The 18,372-nt window shown below is 65.6% G+C and carries 17 protein-coding genes and 3 tRNA genes; 13 read left to right on the top strand and 7 right to left on the bottom strand.

The window, feature by feature from the left end; all coding sequences use genetic code 11:
• Nucleotides 1-29 precede the first annotated feature (29 nt).
• Both ispD and ispF read left to right on the top strand, forming a co-directional pair.
• Nucleotides 30-743: a 2-C-methyl-D-erythritol 4-phosphate cytidylyltransferase gene (gene ispD, locus QFZ83_RS14465; protein ID WP_307507488.1), complete on the top strand. Its 714-nt coding sequence runs from the start codon at nt 30-32 to the stop codon at nt 741-743.
• Nucleotides 740-1,234 carry a 2-C-methyl-D-erythritol 2,4-cyclodiphosphate synthase gene (gene ispF / locus QFZ83_RS14460; protein ID WP_307507485.1) on the top strand — a complete coding sequence of 165 codons (495 nt, stop codon included), beginning with the start codon at nt 740-742 and terminating at the stop codon, nt 1,232-1,234. The genes ispD and ispF overlap by 4 nt, the downstream gene beginning before the upstream one ends.
• Nucleotides 1,235-1,243: 9 nt before the next feature.
• Here the strand turns inward: ispF and QFZ83_RS14455 are convergent, their stop codons facing one another.
• Together QFZ83_RS14455 and ompR are read right to left on the bottom strand one after the other, a co-directional pair.
• Nucleotides 1,244-2,662, bottom strand: coding sequence for a sensor histidine kinase (locus QFZ83_RS14455; RefSeq protein ID WP_013541753.1), 1,419 nt, complete (start codon nt 2,660-2,662; stop codon nt 1,244-1,246).
• A gap of 74 nt (nt 2,663-2,736) precedes the next feature.
• Complete coding sequence (gene ompR, locus QFZ83_RS14450; protein ID WP_007837017.1) at nt 2,737-3,468, bottom strand: two-component system response regulator OmpR; 732 nt, start codon at nt 3,466-3,468, stop codon at nt 2,737-2,739.
• A 173-nt stretch (nt 3,469-3,641) separates the two neighbouring features.
• On the opposite strand from ompR, the gene QFZ83_RS14445 reads away from it, so the two are divergent.
• Nucleotides 3,642-3,998, top strand: coding sequence for a hypothetical protein (locus QFZ83_RS14445; protein WP_041943717.1), 357 nt, complete (start codon nt 3,642-3,644; stop codon nt 3,996-3,998).
• Nucleotides 3,999-4,047: 49 nt separating this feature from the next.
• A complete protein-coding gene (locus QFZ83_RS14440; RefSeq protein ID WP_306876704.1) occupies nt 4,048-4,749 on the top strand; it encodes an SIMPL domain-containing protein in 702 nt (233 codons plus the stop codon).
• A 27-nt stretch (nt 4,750-4,776) separates the two neighbouring features.
• On the opposite strand, the gene QFZ83_RS14435 is transcribed toward QFZ83_RS14440, so the two are convergent.
• Nucleotides 4,777-5,547 carry a 3-hydroxybutyrate dehydrogenase gene (locus tag QFZ83_RS14435; protein ID WP_307507482.1) on the bottom strand — a complete coding sequence of 257 codons (771 nt, stop codon included), beginning with the start codon at nt 5,545-5,547 and terminating at the stop codon, nt 4,777-4,779.
• Between the two features lie 26 nt (nt 5,548-5,573).
• Between QFZ83_RS14435 and QFZ83_RS14430 the strand changes: the two genes are divergently transcribed.
• The 6 genes from QFZ83_RS14430 to rimO all read left to right on the top strand — a co-directional run bounded on the left by QFZ83_RS14430 (nt 5,574) and on the right by rimO (nt 11,601).
• Nucleotides 5,574-6,569, top strand: coding sequence for an alpha/beta fold hydrolase (locus QFZ83_RS14430; RefSeq protein WP_306876701.1), 996 nt, complete (start codon nt 5,574-5,576; stop codon nt 6,567-6,569).
• A 63-nt stretch (nt 6,570-6,632) separates the two neighbouring features.
• Nucleotides 6,633-8,822: a bifunctional (p)ppGpp synthetase/guanosine-3',5'-bis(diphosphate) 3'-pyrophosphohydrolase gene (locus tag QFZ83_RS14425; RefSeq protein WP_306878048.1), complete on the top strand. Its 2,190-nt coding sequence runs from the start codon at nt 6,633-6,635 to the stop codon at nt 8,820-8,822.
• Nucleotides 8,823-8,870: 48 nt separating this feature from the next.
• Nucleotides 8,871-8,947: transfer RNA gene (locus QFZ83_RS14420), tRNA-Val, on the top strand.
• Between the two features lie 169 nt (nt 8,948-9,116).
• Nucleotides 9,117-9,485 (top strand): hypothetical protein, encoded by a 369-nt coding sequence (locus QFZ83_RS14415; protein ID WP_307507479.1) that lies wholly within the window; start codon nt 9,117-9,119, stop codon nt 9,483-9,485.
• Nucleotides 9,486-9,555: 70 nt separating this feature from the next.
• On the top strand, nt 9,556-10,116 hold the full coding sequence (phaR, locus tag QFZ83_RS14410; protein WP_013541748.1) for a polyhydroxyalkanoate synthesis repressor PhaR: 561 nt from the start codon (nt 9,556-9,558) through the stop codon (nt 10,114-10,116).
• Between the two features lie 78 nt (nt 10,117-10,194).
• On the top strand, nt 10,195-11,601 hold the full coding sequence (rimO, locus tag QFZ83_RS14405) for a 30S ribosomal protein S12 methylthiotransferase RimO (RefSeq protein ID WP_198787565.1): 1,407 nt from the start codon (nt 10,195-10,197) through the stop codon (nt 11,599-11,601).
• A gap of 78 nt (nt 11,602-11,679) precedes the next feature.
• On the opposite strand, the gene QFZ83_RS14400 is transcribed toward rimO, so the two are convergent.
• Together QFZ83_RS14400 and QFZ83_RS14395 are read right to left on the bottom strand one after the other, a co-directional pair.
• Nucleotides 11,680-11,764: transfer RNA gene (locus QFZ83_RS14400), tRNA-Leu, on the bottom strand.
• Nucleotides 11,765-11,928: 164 nt separating this feature from the next.
• Nucleotides 11,929-12,013: transfer RNA gene (locus QFZ83_RS14395), tRNA-Leu, on the bottom strand.
• Between the two features lie 81 nt (nt 12,014-12,094).
• On the opposite strand from QFZ83_RS14395, the gene rnr reads away from it, so the two are divergent.
• Nucleotides 12,095-14,362: a ribonuclease R gene (rnr, locus tag QFZ83_RS14390; RefSeq protein ID WP_373425340.1), complete on the top strand. Its 2,268-nt coding sequence runs from the start codon at nt 12,095-12,097 to the stop codon at nt 14,360-14,362.
• Nucleotides 14,363-14,411: 49 nt separating this feature from the next.
• The gene (locus tag QFZ83_RS14385) at nt 14,412-15,179 is read left to right on the top strand and encodes an SDR family oxidoreductase (protein ID WP_306876699.1); all 768 of its coding nucleotides are present in this window, start codon (nt 14,412-14,414) and stop codon (nt 15,177-15,179) included.
• A 7-nt stretch (nt 15,180-15,186) separates the two neighbouring features.
• On the opposite strand, the gene QFZ83_RS14380 is transcribed toward QFZ83_RS14385, so the two are convergent.
• Complete coding sequence (locus QFZ83_RS14380; protein WP_307507476.1) at nt 15,187-16,647, bottom strand: NAD(P)H-hydrate dehydratase; 1,461 nt, start codon at nt 16,645-16,647, stop codon at nt 15,187-15,189.
• A gap of 30 nt (nt 16,648-16,677) precedes the next feature.
• Between QFZ83_RS14380 and QFZ83_RS14375 the strand changes: the two genes are divergently transcribed.
• Entirely contained in the window at nt 16,678-17,106 is a 429-nt protein-coding gene (locus QFZ83_RS14375; RefSeq protein ID WP_307507473.1) for a hypothetical protein, read from the top strand.
• On the opposite strand, the gene QFZ83_RS14370 is transcribed toward QFZ83_RS14375, so the two are convergent.
• On the bottom strand, nt 17,096-18,349 hold the full coding sequence (locus QFZ83_RS14370) for a D-amino acid dehydrogenase (protein WP_306876695.1): 1,254 nt from the start codon (nt 18,347-18,349) through the stop codon (nt 17,096-17,098). The genes QFZ83_RS14375 and QFZ83_RS14370 overlap by 11 nt on opposite strands.
• Nucleotides 18,350-18,372: the final 23 nt, after the last annotated feature.

Raw genomic sequence — 18,372 nt, 5'->3', positions numbered from 1 at the left:
TCGGCCATTGGCCCGTGCCGCCTTCATCAATGTCTTCTTCCCGATTTTTTGTGCTGATCCCTTGTGCCGGCTCTGGCCATCGCGCGGGTGGCGCCCAGCCCAAGCAGTACCAGCGGATCGCGGGCGTGCCGATGGTGGCCTATACGGTGGAGGCGTTCCGCGCGCTAGCCGGGCGTTTTGCCGGGCTGGCCGTGGTGGTGTCGCCGGACGACCGTGAAGTGCAGACCGCGCTGCCGCGTTTTCCCGGCGACGGCGAATACCTGCTGCAGGTCGGCGGGCTGACGCGGGCGGCCACGGTGCGCAACGGCCTTGCCGCGTTGCGGCAGAAGGGTGCCGGGGCACACGACTGGGTGCTGGTGCACGACGCGGCGCGCTGCCTCGTCACTTCCAGTCAGATCGAAGCGCTGATCGCCGCCTGCGAGCACGACGCCGTCGGCGGCCTGTTGGCGCACCGGCTGGCCGACACACTGAAGGTGTCCTCGACCGACAGCCGCGTGGCCCAGACCCTCTCGCGGGCCGACAAATGGCTCGCCCAGACGCCGCAGATGTTCCGCATCGGCATGCTGCTCGATGCGCTGGAGCGCGTGGGCGACGCGGTGACCGACGAGGCCAGCGCCATCGAGGCCATCGGCCTCGCGCCGCTGCTGGTGCCGGGCAGCGCCCAGAATTTCAAGGTGACCTTTCCCGAGGATTTCGCACTGGCAGAGGCGGTTTTGCTCGGCCGCAAGAAAGCCATCGCATGACGACTGCATCGCCCTTCAACATCCGTGTCGGCGAGGGCTGGGACGTTCACCAGCTCGTGGCGGGGCGCAAGCTCATCCTGGGCGGCATCGAGGTACCGCATGCGACCGGCCTGCTGGGGCATTCGGACGCAGACGTGCTGTTGCACGCGATCACCGATGCGCTGCTCGGCGGTGCCGGACTCGGTGATATCGGCCGGCACTTTCCCGACACCGACGTGCAATTCCGCGGTGCCGATTCGGCCGTGCTGCTGGCCGAAGCGGCACGCCGCGTGCGGGCCGCCGGCTGGGAGATCGGCAACGTCGACAGCACCGTGATCGCGCAGGCGCCGAAGCTGGCGCCGCACATTCCGCTCATGTGCCAGCGCATCGCGGACACGCTGGGCATCGCGCTCGAGCAGGTCAACGTGAAGGCCAAGACGGCCGAGAAGCTCGGCCCGGTGGGCGAGGGCCGCGCGATGGAAGCGCGCGCGGCCGTTCTGCTCCACCGCTGAGCGGCTGGATCAGCCGGGCTTCTTGCCGCCGCCCGGTACTTCACCGGGCTTGGGCGTCGGCATGGCGCGCGGCATGCGGATGTGGGCCGCGAGCCCGCGCCCCGGCGTGCTGGTGAGCGCAAAGGTGCCGCCCATGCGCTCGATGTTCTTCGCCACGATCGACAGGCCCAGGCCCGCGCCCGCTGCCGACGTGCGTGCCGCGTCGCCGCGGAAGAAGGGCTTGGTGAGCTGCGAGAGCAGGGCGGGCTCGACGCCCGCGCCGTGGTCGCGCACCTTGATCAGCACCGCATCGTTGTTGGCCTGCGCCTGGATCGTGACGTCCGCGACGCCGGTGGCCGGCGTCTTGCCGTAGCGGCGGGCGTTCTCGACCAAGTTGGATATCACGCGGGTGAGCTCGACCTCGTCGCCCAGCACCCGCAGGTCGGGCGGGACCTCGACCTTGATGTTCATCTCCTCGTAGTCCTGCACGGCGTAGGTGCAGGCATCGACCACATCGCGCAGCAGCACGGGCCGCGGATCGACATGGTCTGGCCGGGCGTAGTCGAGGAACTTGTCGATGATCGCGTCGAGCTGGGCGATGTCGGCGGCCATGTGGTCGCGCGCATCTTCGTCGGCCACGCTCATCTCGGTTTCGAGCCGCAGGCGCGCGAGGGGCGTGCGCAGGTCGTGCGAGATGCCGGCCAGCATGATGGCGCGGTCCTGCTCGATCTTGGCGAGCTGGTCGGCCATGCGGTTGAAGCCGATGTTGACCGCGCGAATCTCGTTGGTGCGGGCGCGCTCATCGAGCCGGTGCGCCTCGTATTCGCCTTCGCGCACCTGCATGGTGGCGCGCGACAGCTGCTTGAGCGGCAGGTTGATGAGCCGCGTGATCAGCGCCGCACCGGCCAGCGACAGCGCCATCGCGGTGCTGAGCCAGACCAGCCAGGTGCGCCCGCCCACGCGGCTGAAGCGCGTGGGGTCCAGCAGCAGCCAGTAGGTGTCGCTCTCGATGGTGAAGCCGATCCACAGGCCCGCCTCGTCGTTCACGCGGCTGGCCACCGTGGTGCCTTCGCCGAGCTGGTCGATCAGCTCTTCGGTCACGCGCTGGTCGAGCGCGCCACTGGTGTAGGGCTGGAACCGGTCGTTGGGCTCGCGCGGCAGGATGCGCACGCCTTCCTGGTCGGCCAGTGTCTTGATCAGCGATACCCGGGTGATGGCGTCCGAATACACCAGCGCCGCGCGCGTGAGGTTCACGAGCGAGGCGATCTGGTGGGCGGTTTGAATGGCGCGCGGCTCGTATTCGAGCGAGCGGAACGTCTGCAGCCAGGCGACCGTACAGCCGATCAGTAGCAGCGCGAGCAGAAAGAAAGTGCGCCAGAAAAGGCTGAAGCCCAGCTTGAGGCCGGGGCGACGGTCACGCGCCGCGCTGGCCTCCAGCGGGCTCGGCATCGTGACCTGCGCGCCGTCCTCCTGCGTGGGGCCGGGTCTGGCAGATGGGCCGATGGCCACCTCTCAGCGGCGGCTCAGGCCGTGCCGTCCGGCACGAACACGTAGCCCACGCCCCAGACGGTCTGGATGTAGCGCGGCGCCGCGGCGTCGGATTCGACCAGCTTGCGCAGGCGCGAGATCTGCACGTCCAGGCTGCGGTCGAAGGGCTCGAACTCGCGGCCGCGGGCCAACTGGGCGAGTTTTTCACGCGACAGCGGCTGGCGCGGATGGCGCACCAGCGCCTTCAGCATCGCGAATTCGCCGGTGGTCAGCGAGAGCTCTTCGCCGTCCTTCTTGAGCGTGCGCGAGCCGAGGTCGAAGGCGAACGGGCCGAAGGTGACGGTCTCGTTCTCGGTGGAGGGAGCGCCGGGGGCCTCGAGCGGCGGACGGCGGCGCAGCACGGCGTGCACGCGTGCCAGCAGTTCGCGGGGGTTGAAGGGCTTGCCGAGGTAGTCGTCGGCGCCGACTTCGAGGCCGACGATGCGGTCCACGTCTTCGCCCTTGGCGGTGAGCATGATGATCGGCGTGCGGTCGTTGGCGGCGCGAAGGCGACGGCAGACGGAGAGGCCGTCTTCGCCGGGCATCATCAGGTCGAGCACGATCAGGTCGACCGTGTCGCGCAACAGGATGCGGTTGAGCGCCTTGCCGTCCTCGGCCACGATCACTTCGAAACCTTCCTGGGTCAGGTAGCGGCGAAGCAGGTCACGGATGCGGGCGTCGTCGTCGACGATCACGATCTTGTCGGTGCGAGCGGGAACTTGAGTCATTTCTACAACGTTGAATTTGTAACAGCGCCGATTCTGAAGGCGTTAGCACCCCATCGAGCCGGATTTACTTATGGTTTGACACTAAGTTACAAAACTTGCGGAAGCTCGCCCTCTGGTCATCCGACGTTAGCGCAGCGGTGGCAAAGTTCCCCTGCCTTGATGACCAACACTCGATGAGACTTCCTTTTTCCGCACTGCCATTGCTCCTTGTCTGCGCCTGTGGTTCCACATGGGCGGTTTCCGGTGACTTTTTTAGGGTCGGCGAGGTGCGCCGCAGCGAAGTGCGGGATGCCGTGGCCGCCCACCGGGCGGCGCAGCGAGAGGAAATCCGACGTGAGGAAGCCGCCGCCGGCCGACGCCTGACCGCCGGGGAGCTGTTCGAGTTGCGGCAGCAGATCCGGGGGCAGTGGATGCCGCCGGGCGTGGGCGCCATGGCGAATTCGGCAGAATCGCAGCCAGCCGAGCGGATCTCGCCGGCTCCGATGCCCGCCGCCCGTGCGCTGAACGTGCCGCGCAGCCAGCGCCACTGAGCGCCTGGGCGCGGGCGTTCCTCGCCATCCATCTAGGGAGTCCCTTGTCTTGAAAAAAATCAAATTGTTCGCGGTTTGCGCCGCCCTGGCCGCCGCCGGTTCCGCGCTGGCCCAGAACGTGGTCACCCCGGCACCGCAGAACGTGCTGCAGCTCACCGCTTCCGGCACGGTCGAGGTCCAGCAGGACCTGTTGAGCATGACGCTCGTGACCACCCGCGACGCGACCGATGCGGCCACGGTGCAGACCCAGCTCAAGGCCGCGCTCGATGCCGCGCTGACCGAAGCCAAGAAGAATGCCCAAACTGGTCAGCTCGACGTGCGCACCGGCAACTTCAGCCTCTCGCCGCGCTACACCAAGGACGGCAAGATCAACGGCTGGCAGGGATCGACCGAACTGGTGCTCGAAGGCCGTGACTTTCCGCGCATCACGCAGACGGCCGGCCGCATCACCACGCTCAGCGTGGGCAACGTTGGTTTCGGCCTGAGCCGCGAGCAGCGCGCCAAGACCGAGACCGAAGCCCAGAACATCGCGATCGAGAACTTCAAGCAGAAGGCCAACGAGCTGGCCAAGGGCTTTGGCTTCGGCGGCTATACGCTGCGCGAGGTGTCGGTGAACGCGAACGACGGTGGACCGCGTCCACGGGTGATGGCGATGCAGGCCAAGTCGTTCTCGGCCGATTCGGCCGTGCCGGTCGAAGCCGGCAAAACCAGCGTGATCGTGAACGTGTCGGGGTCGGTGCAGCTCAAGTAAAGAGCGCAGGCCCCGCTGGACGGCGCTTTATTGCGCTGTCCAGCCGCCGTCCATTTGCCAGGCCACGCCACGCACCTGGTCGGCGGCGGGCGAGCACAGGAAGACCGCGAGTCCGCCGAGTTGTTCGACCGTCGTGAACTGCAGCGAGGGCTGCTTCTCCCCCAGCAGATCGTTTTGCGCCTGCGTGGCCGAGATGCTTTCGCGGGCCGCGCGGTCGTCGATTTGCTTTTGCACGAGCTGCGTCAGCACCCAGCCGGGGCAGATCGCGTTGCTGGTGATGCCGGTGGTCGCGGTTTCGAGCGCGACCGATTTGGTGAAGCCGACGATGCCGTGCTTTGCCGCCACATAGGCCGATTTCTGCGCCGAGGCGACGAGGCCATGGGCCGATGCGACGTTGACGATGCGGCCCCAATTGGCTTCGCGCATCGCAGGGATCGCGAGGCGCGTCGTATGAAACGCGCTGGTGAGGTTGATCGCGATGATCGCGTCCCAACGTTCGACCGGGAAATCCTCGACCTTGGCGACATGCTGGATGCCGGCGTTGTTCACGAGGATGTCGACACGGCCGAACTTCGACGCGGCGAACTTCATCATGTCCTCGATCTCGCCGGGTTTGCTCATGTCGGCGCCGTGGTATTCGGCGCGAACGCCGAGCGCTTCGATCTGGGACTTGGGCGTTTCGGCATCGCCGAAGCCGTTGAGCACGATGTGTGCGCCTTGCTGGGCGAGAGCCTTGGCAATGGCGAAGCCAATGCCGCTGGTGGACCCCGTGACAAGCGCGGTTTTGCCTTTGAGCATGAAGATCAATCTCCGGATGAATTAGGATGCAACGAGACCATTATCCGCACCACGACCTTCCCGTTTTCATGACCGAACCGACGCTTCATTACGTGGCATGCGACGACGCCCAAGGCGGCCATCGCATGGCCTATTGGCAATGGGGCGACGAGCGCAGCGCGCATGTCGTGGTTTGCGTTCACGGGCTCACCCGGCAAGGTCGGGACTTCGACGTGCTGGCACAGGCCATCGTTGCGCGTGCGGGCGGTGATGTGCGGGTGATCTGCCCCGATGTCGTGGGGCGCGGGCGCAGCGACTGGCTGCGCGATCCCGCCTTTTATCAAGTGCCGGTCTATGCGGCCGACATGGTGGCGCTGATTGCGCAGTTGCAACGCGAACAGGCGCTCGACACGCTCGACTATTTCGGCACCAGCATGGGCGGGCTGATCGGCTTCGTACTGGCGGGCCACAAGGATCTGCCGTTGGCGCGGCCGGTGCGCCGCTTCATCGCGAACGATGTCGGTCCAACGATCGAGCCTGTCGCGCTTCAGCGCATCGCAGCCTATGTGGGGCAGGGCGGTCGCTACAGCAGCGTGAAAGAAGCGGCCGATGCGATGTGGGCAATCTCGACCAGCTTCGGTCCGCACACGCCCGAGCAATGGCTCGCGCTCTCGCAGCACATGGTGGTGCCCGCTTCGCAGCGCGCGGCCGATGGTGCCGCCAAGATCGAAGCCGGCAACGACGCAGGCGATGGCCAGTGGCTGCTGCATTACGACCCGGCCATCGCCGTGGCGCTGCGCGCCATCACGCCAGAAGCGGCTGCCCAGGGCGGCGCGATCATGTGGAGCCTGTACGACGCCATCACCGCGCGCACGCTGGTGACGCGCGGTGCCGTATCGGACTTGCTCTCGCGCGAGACGGCACAAGCCATGACGCAGCGCGGCCCGAAGGCGGCGCTGGTCGAGTTCGAAGGTGTGGGCCATGCGCCGACCTTCATCGATCCCGCGCAAGTCGCCGTCGTCACTTCCTTCCTGTTCGATTGATGGGGTGAAAGCGTGAAGCGCGAGTCATCGAGCCTGCAGACGGCGCCCTTGTCCGATACCGCCGTGGTCGACTATCCGTTGTCCGCGGCGACGGCCGACCGCACGCCGGTGATCGAGAACATGCTCGCGCGCGCCCGCGCATTTGCCGAACCGCTGATCGCTGATGAAAAACTCGACACCGGCGAGAACACCCTGGCGCATGCCGATGCGGTGGCCGCCATCGTCGCGAAGATGGGCGGCTCCGAGGCCATGCAGGCGGCGAGTTATCTCGTCTATTCGTGCCAGCACCTGAATCGGCCGCAGGAGGTGATCGCCAAGGTGTTCGGCGATAACTTCGCGGCGCTCGCGGTCGAGACCACCAAGCTGGTGCGCGTGCAGGAGCAGGCCCGATCGGCGTCGCAGGGACATCACATCGAAGGCGCCGGTGCGCAGACCGAGAACGTGCGCAAGATGCTGCTGGCGTTCTCGCGCGATCTGCGCGTCGTGATGCTGCGGCTTGCGTCGCGCCTCCAGACTTTGCGCCATGCGGCGGCCAGCAAGCAGCCGGCGCCCGAGAGCGTGGCGCGCGAGTCGCTGCAGGTGTTCGCGCCGCTGGCCAACCGGCTGGGCATCTGGCAGGTGAAGTGGGAGATCGAGGATCTTTCGTTCCGCTTCATCGAGCCTGAAACCTACAAGCTCATTGCGCGCCTGCTCGACGAGAAGCGCATCGAGCGTGAAGGCCACATCGAGCAATTGCGCTCGGAACTCGAACGCGAACTGCAGGCCGAGGGCGTGCACGCCACGGTGCAGGGGCGGCCCAAGAACATCTACAGCATCGTCAAGAAGATGCGCGGCAAGTCGCTCGACTTCGCGCAGGTGTTCGACATCCTCGCGCTGCGCGTGGTGGTGGCGGACGTGAAGGACTGCTATGCGGCGCTGGCCTGGGTGCACACGCATTTCCAGCCGATCGACGAGGAGTTCGACGACTACATTGCGCGGCCCAAGCCGAACGGCTACCAGTCGCTGCACACCGTGGTGCGCGAGCTGGTCGACGGCAAGCCGGGCAAGCCGATCGAGATTCAGATCCGCACAGAAGAGATGCACGACCATGCCGAGCATGGCGTGGCGGCGCACTGGGCCTACAAGGAAGCGGGGCATAAGGGCTACGCGGGCGTCTGGGCGAGCGGCGAGTACGACGCGAAGATCGCGGTGCTGCGGCAACTGCTGGCGTGGGAGCGCGATCTTTCCGGCGGCTTGCAAGGGCAGGGCCTTTTCGACGACCGCATCTATGTGCTGACGCCCGATGCGGCCATCGTCGAGTTGCCGCAAGGCGCGACGCCGGTGGACTTTGCCTATACGGTGCACACCACGCTGGGCCATCGCTGCCGCGGTGCTCGCGTCGATGGCGCGATGGTGCCGCTCAACACGCCGCTGTCGAATGGGCAGACAGTCGAGATCATTGCAGCCAAGGAAGGCGGCCCGTCGCGCGATTGGCTCAACGCCGAACTGGGCTATCTGGCGAGTCATCGCGCGCGCGCCAAGGTGCGCGCATGGTTCAACGCGCAGATCACGCACGAGACCGTCGCACGCGGACGCGAAGCGGTAGAGAAGCTGCTGCAGCGTGAAGGGAAGACGGCCATGCGGCTCGAGGACCTGGCTTCGCAGCTCGGTTTCAAGTCGGCGGACCATCTGTTCGAAGTGGTGGGCAAGGACGAGTTCTCCCTGCGCAACATCGAGACGCTGCTGCGTCCGCCGGAGCCGGCACCGAACCCCGACGACGGCGTGCAGATCAAGAAGGCGCGCGGCAGCGAGAAGTCCGGCAAGGGCGGCGTGCTGGTGGTGGGCGTGTCGTCACTGATGACGCAGCTCGCCAAGTGCTGCAAGCCCGCGCCGCCCGATGCCATCGGCGGCTTCGTGACGCGCGGCCACGGCGTCAGCGTGCACCGCAGCGATTGCAGCAACTTCCGCATGATGGCCACGCGCGATGGCGAACGTGTGATCGATGTCGAATGGGGTGCGACGAAGAAGGGCGGCGATGCGCCGGTCTATGCGGTCGATGTCGCTGTCGAGGCAGCCGACCGTCAAGGCTTGCTGCGCGATATCTCCGATGTGTTCGCTCGAGAAAAGATGAACGTGATCGGTGTGCAGACGCAATCGGTGAAGGGCACGGCGTGGATGACGTTCACCGTGGAAATCGCCGATGCAGCGCGGCTGACGCAGGTGCTTGGCATCGTCACTGCAGTTGTTGGTGTGCGATCTGCACGTCGCCGCTAAAAAGCGTGTTTTCTCCTGCTACAATAGCTGCTTCTCGGACACATCCTTAGGCGCGTAGCTCAGCTGGTTAGAGCACCACCTTGACATGGTGGGGGTCGTTGGTTCGAGTCCAATCGCGCCTACCAATTTCTGTTCAGCTTCCGGCCAACCACCGGTCTGTTGAACAGAGCTTTCACCGGGTTCCCCGGTGTTTCAATCGTCCCTTGTGGTGATGCAGAAAAAGACCATGGCCATGTTGTTGTGCTACCTTGGTCGCTCCGCAATCCCCTCTCCAATTTCTTGACAAGCGATCCGATGAATACGCGATCAACGCTGGTTGATCGGGCTCATGTTGGCGCACGCATTGCCGCACTGTTGCGGCAGGCGCCCATCGAGTTTGCGCGTGCGGTCTACGGCATTAACGACCAAGCGAGCGGCCGTACCGACACCATGGCCGCGCGCGAAGTGGCGCGAGCCCTTCGGCAAGGCGTGGCGGTGACTGAGGAGCGTGCCGAACAACGCGCCCGCGCGTATCTGCCGACCGCGGGGCAAGAGCACTGCCCGCGATGCTGGGTGGTCTATGGTCACAAGAATCCGCTTCGCTTTCGCGAGGCGACCGAAGAACGCCCCGAAACAGCCGCCTGCCACGCATGCGGCGCCGAGTACGCGACATCGCGGGGCTGAAGTGCGGCGCGCGGTCAGGGTAAACCTTGTCGCGATGCAGCAAAACCGCTCCCTAGAATCATCCGATGACATGGGCGTCCATGTGAAGGAGTCCGCAGTGCAGAGCAAGAAGTCCGGGGTCAAACCGGTACAGCGTGTGATCAAGAAATACCCCAACCGAAGGCTCTACGACACCGAGACATCCACGTACATCACGCTGACCGAGGTGAAGCAGCTGGTCATCCAGAACGCTCAGTTTGTGGTGCGCGATGCCAAGACCGGCGACGATCTCACGCGCAGCATCCTGCTGCAGATCATTCTGGAAGAAGAAGCGGGTGGGGCGCCGATGTTCACCGAGCAGGTGCTGGCCAACATCATCCGTTTCTATGGTCAGGCGATGCAGGGCTACATGGGGCCATACCTCGAGAAAAACATCCAGGCGATGACCGAAGTGCAGGCCCAGCTCGCCGACAAGGCCGAGGGCCTGACGCCCGAGATGTGGTCGAAATTCATGACCATGCAGTCGCCGATGCTCCAGGGCCTCATGGGCAACTACGTCGAGCAATCCAAGAATGTCTTCCTGCAGATGCAGGAGCAGATGCAGAAAAACACCGAACAGGTGCTGGGGGCCTTTGGCATCAAGCGTCCCTGAGCGCCTTCGGGTCGCACCGACGCGGGGCTTGCCCAATGATTGCCCGGTTGTCACCGATAGCTGGGACAATAGAGGCATATGAGCGAAGTTGCCTCCCCCGAACGAACGACCACATCGACCGCCCCCAAGGTCGGCTTTGTGAGCCTTGGCTGCCCCAAGGCACTGACCGATTCCGAGTTGATCCTGACCCGTCTGAGCGCTGAGGGTTACCAAACCTCCAAGACTTTCGAAGGTGCCGATCTGGTGATCGTCAACACCTGCGGCTTCATCGACGACGCCGTGAAGGAGAGCCTGGACACCATCGGTGAAGCGCTGGCCGAGAACGGCCGCGTGATCGTCACCGGCTGCCTGGGCGCCAAGACCGGCGACCAAGGCGGCAACCTGGTGCGCCAGATGCACCCGAGCGTGCTGGCCGTGACCGGTCCGCATGCCACGCAAGAGGTGATGGATGCGGTGCATGCCAACCTGCCCAAGCCGCACGATCCCTTCATCGACCTGGTGCCGAACAACTTCGGCATCGCCGGCCTCAAGCTGACGCCGCGCCATTACGCGTATCTGAAGATCAGCGAAGGCTGCAATCACCGCTGCACTTTCTGCATCATCCCGTCGATGCGCGGCGACCTCGTGTCGCGGCCGGTGGGTGATGTGCTCGGCGAGGCCAAGGCCCTGTTCGAGGGTGGCGTGAAAGAACTGCTGGTGATCAGCCAGGACACGTCCGCCTACGGCGTCGACGTGAAGTACCGCACCGGTTTCTGGGATGGCAAGCCGGTCAAGACCCGCATGCTCGAACTGGTGCGCACGCTTGGCGAAATCGCCGAGCCTTATGGTGCTTGGGTTCGTCTGCACTATGTGTACCCGTACCCGAGCGTCGACGAGATCATCCCGTTGATGGCGAGCGGCCAGGTGCTGCCTTACCTCGACGTGCCGCTGCAGCACAGCCATCCCGACGTGCTCAAGCGCATGAAGCGTCCTGCGAGCGGCGAGAAGAACCTGGAGCGGCTCGCGCGCTGGCGCGAGGTGTGCCCGGAGCTCGTGATCCGCAGCACCTTCATCGCCGGCTTCCCTGGCGAGACGGAGCAGGAGTTCGAGCATCTGCTGGACTTCATCCGCGAGGCCGAAATCGATCGCGCCGGTTGCTTTGCTTACAGCCCGGTTGAAGGTGCAACCGCCAACGACATTCCCGGCATGCTGCCGGAGGCCGAGCGTGAAGCGCGGCGCGCCCGCTTCATGGAAGTGGCCGAAGCCGTGTCGATCGCCAAGCTGCAACGCCGCATCGGCGCAACGATGCAGGTGCTGGTCGATTCCGCGCCGGGCATGGGTCGCAAGGGCGGTGTTGGGCGCACCTACGCCGACGCACCGGAGATCGACGGCACTGTGCGGCTGCTGCCGCCCGAGAAGATCAGCAAGACGCTGAAGGTTGGTGAGTTCACCCGCGCGCGCATCGTTGGCGCCGAAGGGCATGACCTGATTGCGCTGCCGATTTGATGATTCGAACAGGCAAGAAAAAAGCCACCGGATGCCGGTGGCTTCATTCGAAAGACCTGGTAGGGGTCTGCTTGACTCTGGTGCCCAGAAGAGGACTCGAACCTCCACGATGTTACTCGCTAGTACCTGAAACTAGTGCGTCTACCAATTCCGCCATCTGGGCATTTCAGGAAAGCCCACGAGTATACCAAATCGAATGCTGCGATTTCGCCGCGACGAAGGAATTCGTGGGCTGCTCAATGCCGGCTCCAACTCGAGCAGGCAAGAAAAAAGCCACCGGAGACCGGTGGCTTGAATCGAAAGACCCGATGAGGGTCTGTTTAAACTTGGTGCCCAGAAGAGGACTCGAACCTCCACGATGTTACTCGCTAGTACCTGAAACTAGTGCGTCTACCAATTCCGCCATCTGGGCCCACATACCTGCAAAAGCAAGTACGTTTTGAATTTCAGGAAAGAAGGAGATCATATCAAAAATAATGTCAATTCCAGCGGCTTGCTGGACGAATTCGAAGGCACTGTTCAAGGACATCGCGACGGTCACGGCTTCGTGCAACGCGATGACGGCGAGGCAGACATCTACCTGCCCCCGAACGAGATGCGCGCGGTTTTGCACAAGGATCGCGTCAAGGCGCGCGTCGTGCGCCAGGACCGCCGCGGTCGTCCCGAAGGACGCGTGGTCGAGATCGTCGAGCGTCCCGAGCAACCGATCATCGGCCGCCTGTTGCACGAGGGCGGCATCTGGCTCGTAGCCCCTGAAGACAAGCGCTATGGGCAGGACGTCCTGATTCCCAAGGGTGCGACCGGCCCCGCCAAGGTGGGCCAAGTGGTTGTGGTGCAGCTCACCGAGCCGCCCGCGCTTTTCGGCCAACCCGTCGGCCGTGTGAAAGAAGTGCTGGGCGAGATCGACGACCCCGGCATGGAGATCGAGATCGCCGTGCGCAAGTACGGCGTGCCGCATGAGTTTTCCGCGGAATGCCTGGCCGAAGCCAAGGCCTTGCCCGAGAAGGTTCGCCCCGCCGACAAGAAGGGGCGCGTCGATCTCACCGACATCCCGCTCGTCACCATTGATGGCGAGGACGCCCGCGACTTCGATGATGCCGTGTACTGCGAGCCCGCCAAGGTGGGCCGCGGCAAGGGCTGGCGATTGCTCGTCGCGATCGCCGACGTCAGCGCCTATGTGCGGACCGGCTCGGCGATCGACATCGATGCCTACGACCGTGCCACCAGCGTCTACTTTCCGCGCCGCGTCATTCCGATGCTGCCCGAGAAGCTGTCGAATGGCCTGTGCTCGCTGAACCCCGAGGTCGAACGCCTCTGCATGGTGTGCGACATGCTCGTGGCTGCCGATGGCGAGATCTACGCGTACCAGTTCTATCCGGCCGTCATGTTCAGCCACGCGCGCTTCACGTACACCGAGGTGGCTGCGATCCTCGGCAACACGCGCGGCCCCGAGGCTGCGAAACGCAAGGATCGCGTCAAGGACCTGCTGAACCTCGCCGACGTCTACAAGGCCCTGCTCAAGCAGCGCGGCAAGCGCGGTGCGGTCGACTTCGAAACCACCGAGACGCAGATCATCTGCGACGACGCCGGCCGCATCGAGAAGATCGTGCCGCGCACGCGCAACGAAGCGCATCGGCTCATCGAAGAAGCGATGCTCGCGGCCAACGTCTGCAGCGCGGACTTCATCGCCGAAGGCAAGCACCCGGGCCTGTTCCGCGTGCACGAAGGTCCGACGCCGGAGAAAAAGGAAATCCTGCGCGGCTACCTGAAGGCCATGGGCGTGGGCCTCAGCATCACCGACGATCCGAAGCCCGGCGAGTTTCAGGCGATTGCCGAAGCCACCAAGGAGCGCCCCGACGCGCAGCAGATCCACACCATGCTGCTTCGTTCGATGCAGCAGGCGATCTACACGCCGTTCAACAGCGGCCACTTCGGGCTGGCTTACGAGGCGTACACGCATTTCACCAGCCCGATCCGTCGCTATCCCGACTTGCTGGTGCACCGCGTGATCAAGGCGATCCTCACGAAGACGCGCTACCAGTTGCCGATGCTGCCGACCCCCGGCGAGGCGCACGCCAAGCTGGCCAAGCGCCTCGCTTCGCGCGTGAAGGCGCCAACGAACAAGCCGCAAAAGGCGACCATCGCGCCGACCAAGGAAGTACTGGCATGGGAAGCCGCAGGCCTGCATTGCAGCGCCAACGAGCGTCGCGCCGACGAGGCCAGCCGTGACGTCGAGGCCTGGCTCAAGTGCAAGTACATGCGCGAGCATCTGGGCGAGGAATACGGCGGCGTGGTCAGTGCGGCCACGACCTTCGGCATCTTCGTCACGCTCGACGCGATGTACGTCGAGGGCCTGGTGCACATCACCGAGCTCGGCGGCGAATACTTCAAGTTCGACGAGATGCGCCAGGAATTGCGCGGCGAGCGCACCGGTATCCGCTACGCCATCGGCACGCGGGTTCGGGTACAGGTGAGCCGCGTCGATCTGGACGGCCGCAAGATCGACTTTCGCCTTGTGCGCGAAGGCGAAGACCTGACGACGCGGGCCATGAAGGACAAGGGTGCCGCATCCGGCGTGCCGGTCAAGGCGTCGGCCAAGCGCGGTTCGCGCCACAAGGCGGAGGCGGCCACCAGCGACCAGCGGGTGGAGCGCAGCACCGCTGCCGTTGCCGCCGGGCCGCAGTCGGCGATGCAGGCCTTCAAGTCGGCGGTCAAGAAGGCCGCCAACAAGATGAAGGGGCGCAAGCCGCGCCGCGGATGACCCTCAAAAAAATCTGTACGACAGACAAGCCTAGAAGGAGACATTGAGCATGAGCGTTGAAAGCAACAACAAGGGCCGCATCGCGATCGTCACGGGCGCGGGTTCCGGCATTGGCCGGGCCGCCGCACTGGCGCTGCTGGGCGATGGATGGAGCGTGGTCCTTGCGGGCCGTCGCCTCGAACCGCTGGAGCAGGTGGCCGAGGAGTCGGGCGCCGGTGCGCGCGCCTTCGCGGTGCCGACCGATGTGTCGAATGCCGAATCGGTGCAGTCGCTCTTCGCCGCCACGGTGGAGCGCTACGGCCGCGTCGACCTGCTGTTCAACAACGCCGGCGTGGGCAACCCGCCGGGCCCGTTCGAGGATTGGACGCCCGCACAGTGGCAGGGCGTGGTCGACATCAATCTCACCGGCATGTTCTTCTGCATCCAGCAGGCGTTCCGCACGATGAAGGCGCAGGTGCCGATGGGCGGCCGCATCATCAACAACGGTTCCATCTCGGCCACCGCGCCGCGTCCGAATTCGATTGCATACACGGCGACCAAGCATGCAGTCGAGGGGCTGACCAAGACCGCGTCACTCGATGGCCGCAAGTACGACATCGCCGTGGGCCAGGTCGACGTTGGCAATGCGATGACAGAGCTGGCTTCCCGTATGGCCACGGGTGTGCCACAAGCGAATGGCGAACTCGCGATCGAGCCGCTGATCGACGTGAAGATCGTGGGCCAGTCGGTGCTCTACATGGCGAACCTGCCGCTGGAAGCCAACGTGCTGTTCCACACGATCATGGCGACGAAGATGCCCTTCGTCGGGCGCGGCTAAAAAGCTGTCAGAAGGGCGCCTGGCGGGCCAGCGTGCCAGCCGTGAGCGGAGCCGCATTCGTTGGCCACGTGTCGGCGATGTGGCCATGCCGCCAGACGGCTTCGCATGCCGCCTCGAATGCCGGTTGCTGCGCTGCCAGCGCGGCGCCGATCATGCCGGCCAGCACATCGCCGGTTCCGGCAGTCGCAAGCCGCGCATTGCCTGTGAGATTGAGCACCGCCGGCGCGCCGCTGTCGTCGGCGATCACCGTGCCCGAGCCCTTGAGCACAGCGACGACGCCGAAGCGCGACGCGAGTTGGCGCGCCGCCGCCAGCCGATCCGCCTGAACGTCGCCGGCAGTGCAACCCAGCAGACGCGCTGCTTCCAGTGGATGGGGCGTGATCACGGTCGGCCTTCCGCGCCGCGCGCGTGATGCCAGCTGCGCCTGCAACGCGCTGTCGGTTGCGATGGCGTTGAGCGCGTCGGCATCGACCACCAGTGCAGCCGCCGTCGCCAGCACGCGCGGCAGCACCGAGCGAACGTCCGTGCCACCGCCGCAGCCGCAGACTGCGGTCATGCCCGAGAGGTCGAGCGCGCTGGCGTCGCGAAGCATCAACTCGGGTTGTGCTGTGTCCACCGGCGCAGCGCTCGGATCGAGCAGCCCGACGAACACGCGGCCGGCCCCTGCATGCAGCGCGGCCGATCCGGCCAGCAACGCGGCGCCCGCCATGCCCGACGCTCCTCCGATCACTGCGACATCGCCATAGCTGCCCTTGTGCGACGCGTGGGTGCGGGCCTGCGCTTTGGGGACGCCTACCAGGCGGGCGGTCGGCGGCTCGGCGGTGGCGCCGCAGCCGAGGTCGTCGAACCACACGGTGCCTGCTGCATCGCGGCCATGCGCGGTGAAGAGGCCGGGCTTGAGAGTCAGGAAGGTCACGCAGAAGCGGGCTGTATTCGCATGGGCTCCGGTGCTGCCCGACAGCGCGCCCGTGTCCGCGTTCAGCCCGGACGGCACATCAACGCTGAGCACCGGCTGGCTCTTTGCATCCATCTCCCGCAGCCACTCGGCCATGACGCCTTCGGGCGGGCGGGTTGATCCGATGCCGAGCAGCGCATCGATCGCCAGCTCGTATTCGGCGGGCGGCTTCTGCGCAAAGATGACGCTGGCGTCGCGGGCACGCTGCAGCGATGCCTTTGCATCGGGCGGCAGGCGGTTTTCGTCGCCCACGAAAGTGACGATTGGCATGAAGCCGCGGTGCTGCAATTGCGCCGCGGCCTCGAAGCCATCGCCGCCGTTGTTGCCCGGACCGCAGGCGATCCAGATCGTGCGCGCATGCGGCGCGATCGACATCGCGAGCCGCGCCACGGCAAGTCCTGCGCGCTGCATCAGCGTGTGGGGGGCGAGGGCGGCAGCTGCAGCCTGTTCGATGCGGCGCGTTGCCGCGATGTCGAACAGGTCGGCGACGGTGGCGGGGGTGATGCGGTGCATCGAGGCATTTTGCCGTCCTATGATCGACGGATGAAGCTCAAGAGCCTTGGCCGGCTGCTGGTCCTGCTGCTTGCGGGGATCGTCTTTTTCGTAGCCGCGACGCTGGCATGGATCGCTGGCGTGGCGTGGTCGCTCGGCTTGCTGAGCCTCGTGTGGGGCACCTTCTTGCTCGCCGAAGTGAGGCGTTGGGTGCCGCTGCGCGATGTGGCCTGGGTCGGGGGTGTCGCTTATGGCGTCGGTGTAATCCGCTGGTTCGACCTGCCGGTCGAGGGACTTTCCACCATGCAGCGTTGGCTGATGATGGGCGCCGATCTGCTGTGCCTTGTTTTCTTTGCGCTCGTGGCGCCTGCGCTGCTGGCGTGGACCGCCGAGAAGCTCAGGCCGCCAGCAGCCCCCGACCTGCCGGTCGAGCAGCCGCCGAGCCCGGAAATGCTTCGGCGGTGGGACCCTAAAGACTGAGCCGTTCGACGCCCAGGCCTTCGAGATCGACGCCCGGGTCGCGTCCGCCGATCAGGTCGCCCAGCACGCGCGCGCTGCCGCACGACAACGCCCAGCCGCTCGAGCCGTGCCCGAGGTTGAGCCACACGCCGGGGATGCCGCTGGCGCCCAACACCGGCGGACCGTCGGGGAGCATCGGCCGCGCGCCTTTCCACTGTTGCACGCCCGATTGCAGCGTCGCGGCGCCCGGAAACCAGTCGTGCAGCACCTTGTAAAGCGTCTGGATCGCGGCCGGATTCATCGTGTCGAGCGAGCCGCCGATCTCGGCGCTGCCGGCCACGCGCACACGCTGGCCCAGGCGAGAGATGGCGACCTTGTAGCGCTCGTCCATCACCGCGCTGCGCGGTGCATTGAGCGGCTCGCGCACCGGCGCGCTGACCGAGTGGCCGTAAACCGGCGCGAGCGGAATTCGCAGGCCCAGCGGGCGCAAGAGCGTCGCCGAGGCGAGGCCTGCGCACACGATGACGGCATCGAAACGCAACGCCTCCGAGCCGCTGGCAAGCGACAGCGAGGTGGGTGCCGCGCGGCTGAGCGGCGCGATGTCGCAGTTGAAATGAAACTGCGCGCCGAGCGCCTCGGCCTCCCACTTGAGCAGCAACGCGAACTGGCGGCAATTGGCGACTTCGTCTTCCGGCAGGTGGATAGCGCCTGCCAACGGCGTGTCGGCGTTGAGTGCGGGTTCGATCCGGCGGGCTTCGTCGGCATCGACTTCGCGGAACACGCTGCCGGCCGTGCGCAGCACTTCGAGGCCCGGCTGAATCAGCTTTTTCTCACGCTTGGAGCGCAGCAGCACGAGGTAGCCGTCGCTGCGTTCATAGCTGAGCTCGCGCGCTTCGCTCACTTCGTGCAGCCGGGTGCGGCTGTAGAAGGCGAGGCGCTGCATGCGGGCGCGGTTGGCGAGGTAGGTCTCGAGCTTGCAGGCTTTTTGCCAGCGCGACATCCAGCCGAGGTCGCGCGCGCCCAGCGGCCAGCGCAGCTTGATGGCGCCGTGCGAGGAGAGCAGCGAGCGCAGCACCTTCATTCGCATGCCCGGCGCAGCCCACGGCGTGACGTAGCCTGGCGCAACCACGCCGGCATTGGCGAAACTGGCTTCTTCGGCCGCGGCGCCGCGGCGCTCGAACACGGTCACTTCATGGCCGTCGGAGACCAGTTCCCAGGCGGTGGTGACGCCGATGATGCCGGCGCCAACTATCGCGATTTTCATTGATTGATCAGAGGTAAAAGAGA

Origin of the sequence: Variovorax sp. W1I1, from assembly GCF_030815625.1 — a bacterium.
GTDB classification, from domain to species: domain Bacteria; phylum Pseudomonadota; class Gammaproteobacteria; order Burkholderiales; family Burkholderiaceae_C; genus Variovorax; species Variovorax paradoxus_C.
Note: the sequence above shows the minus strand (reverse complement) of the source record. Positions and strands in the feature narration are given on the sequence as shown.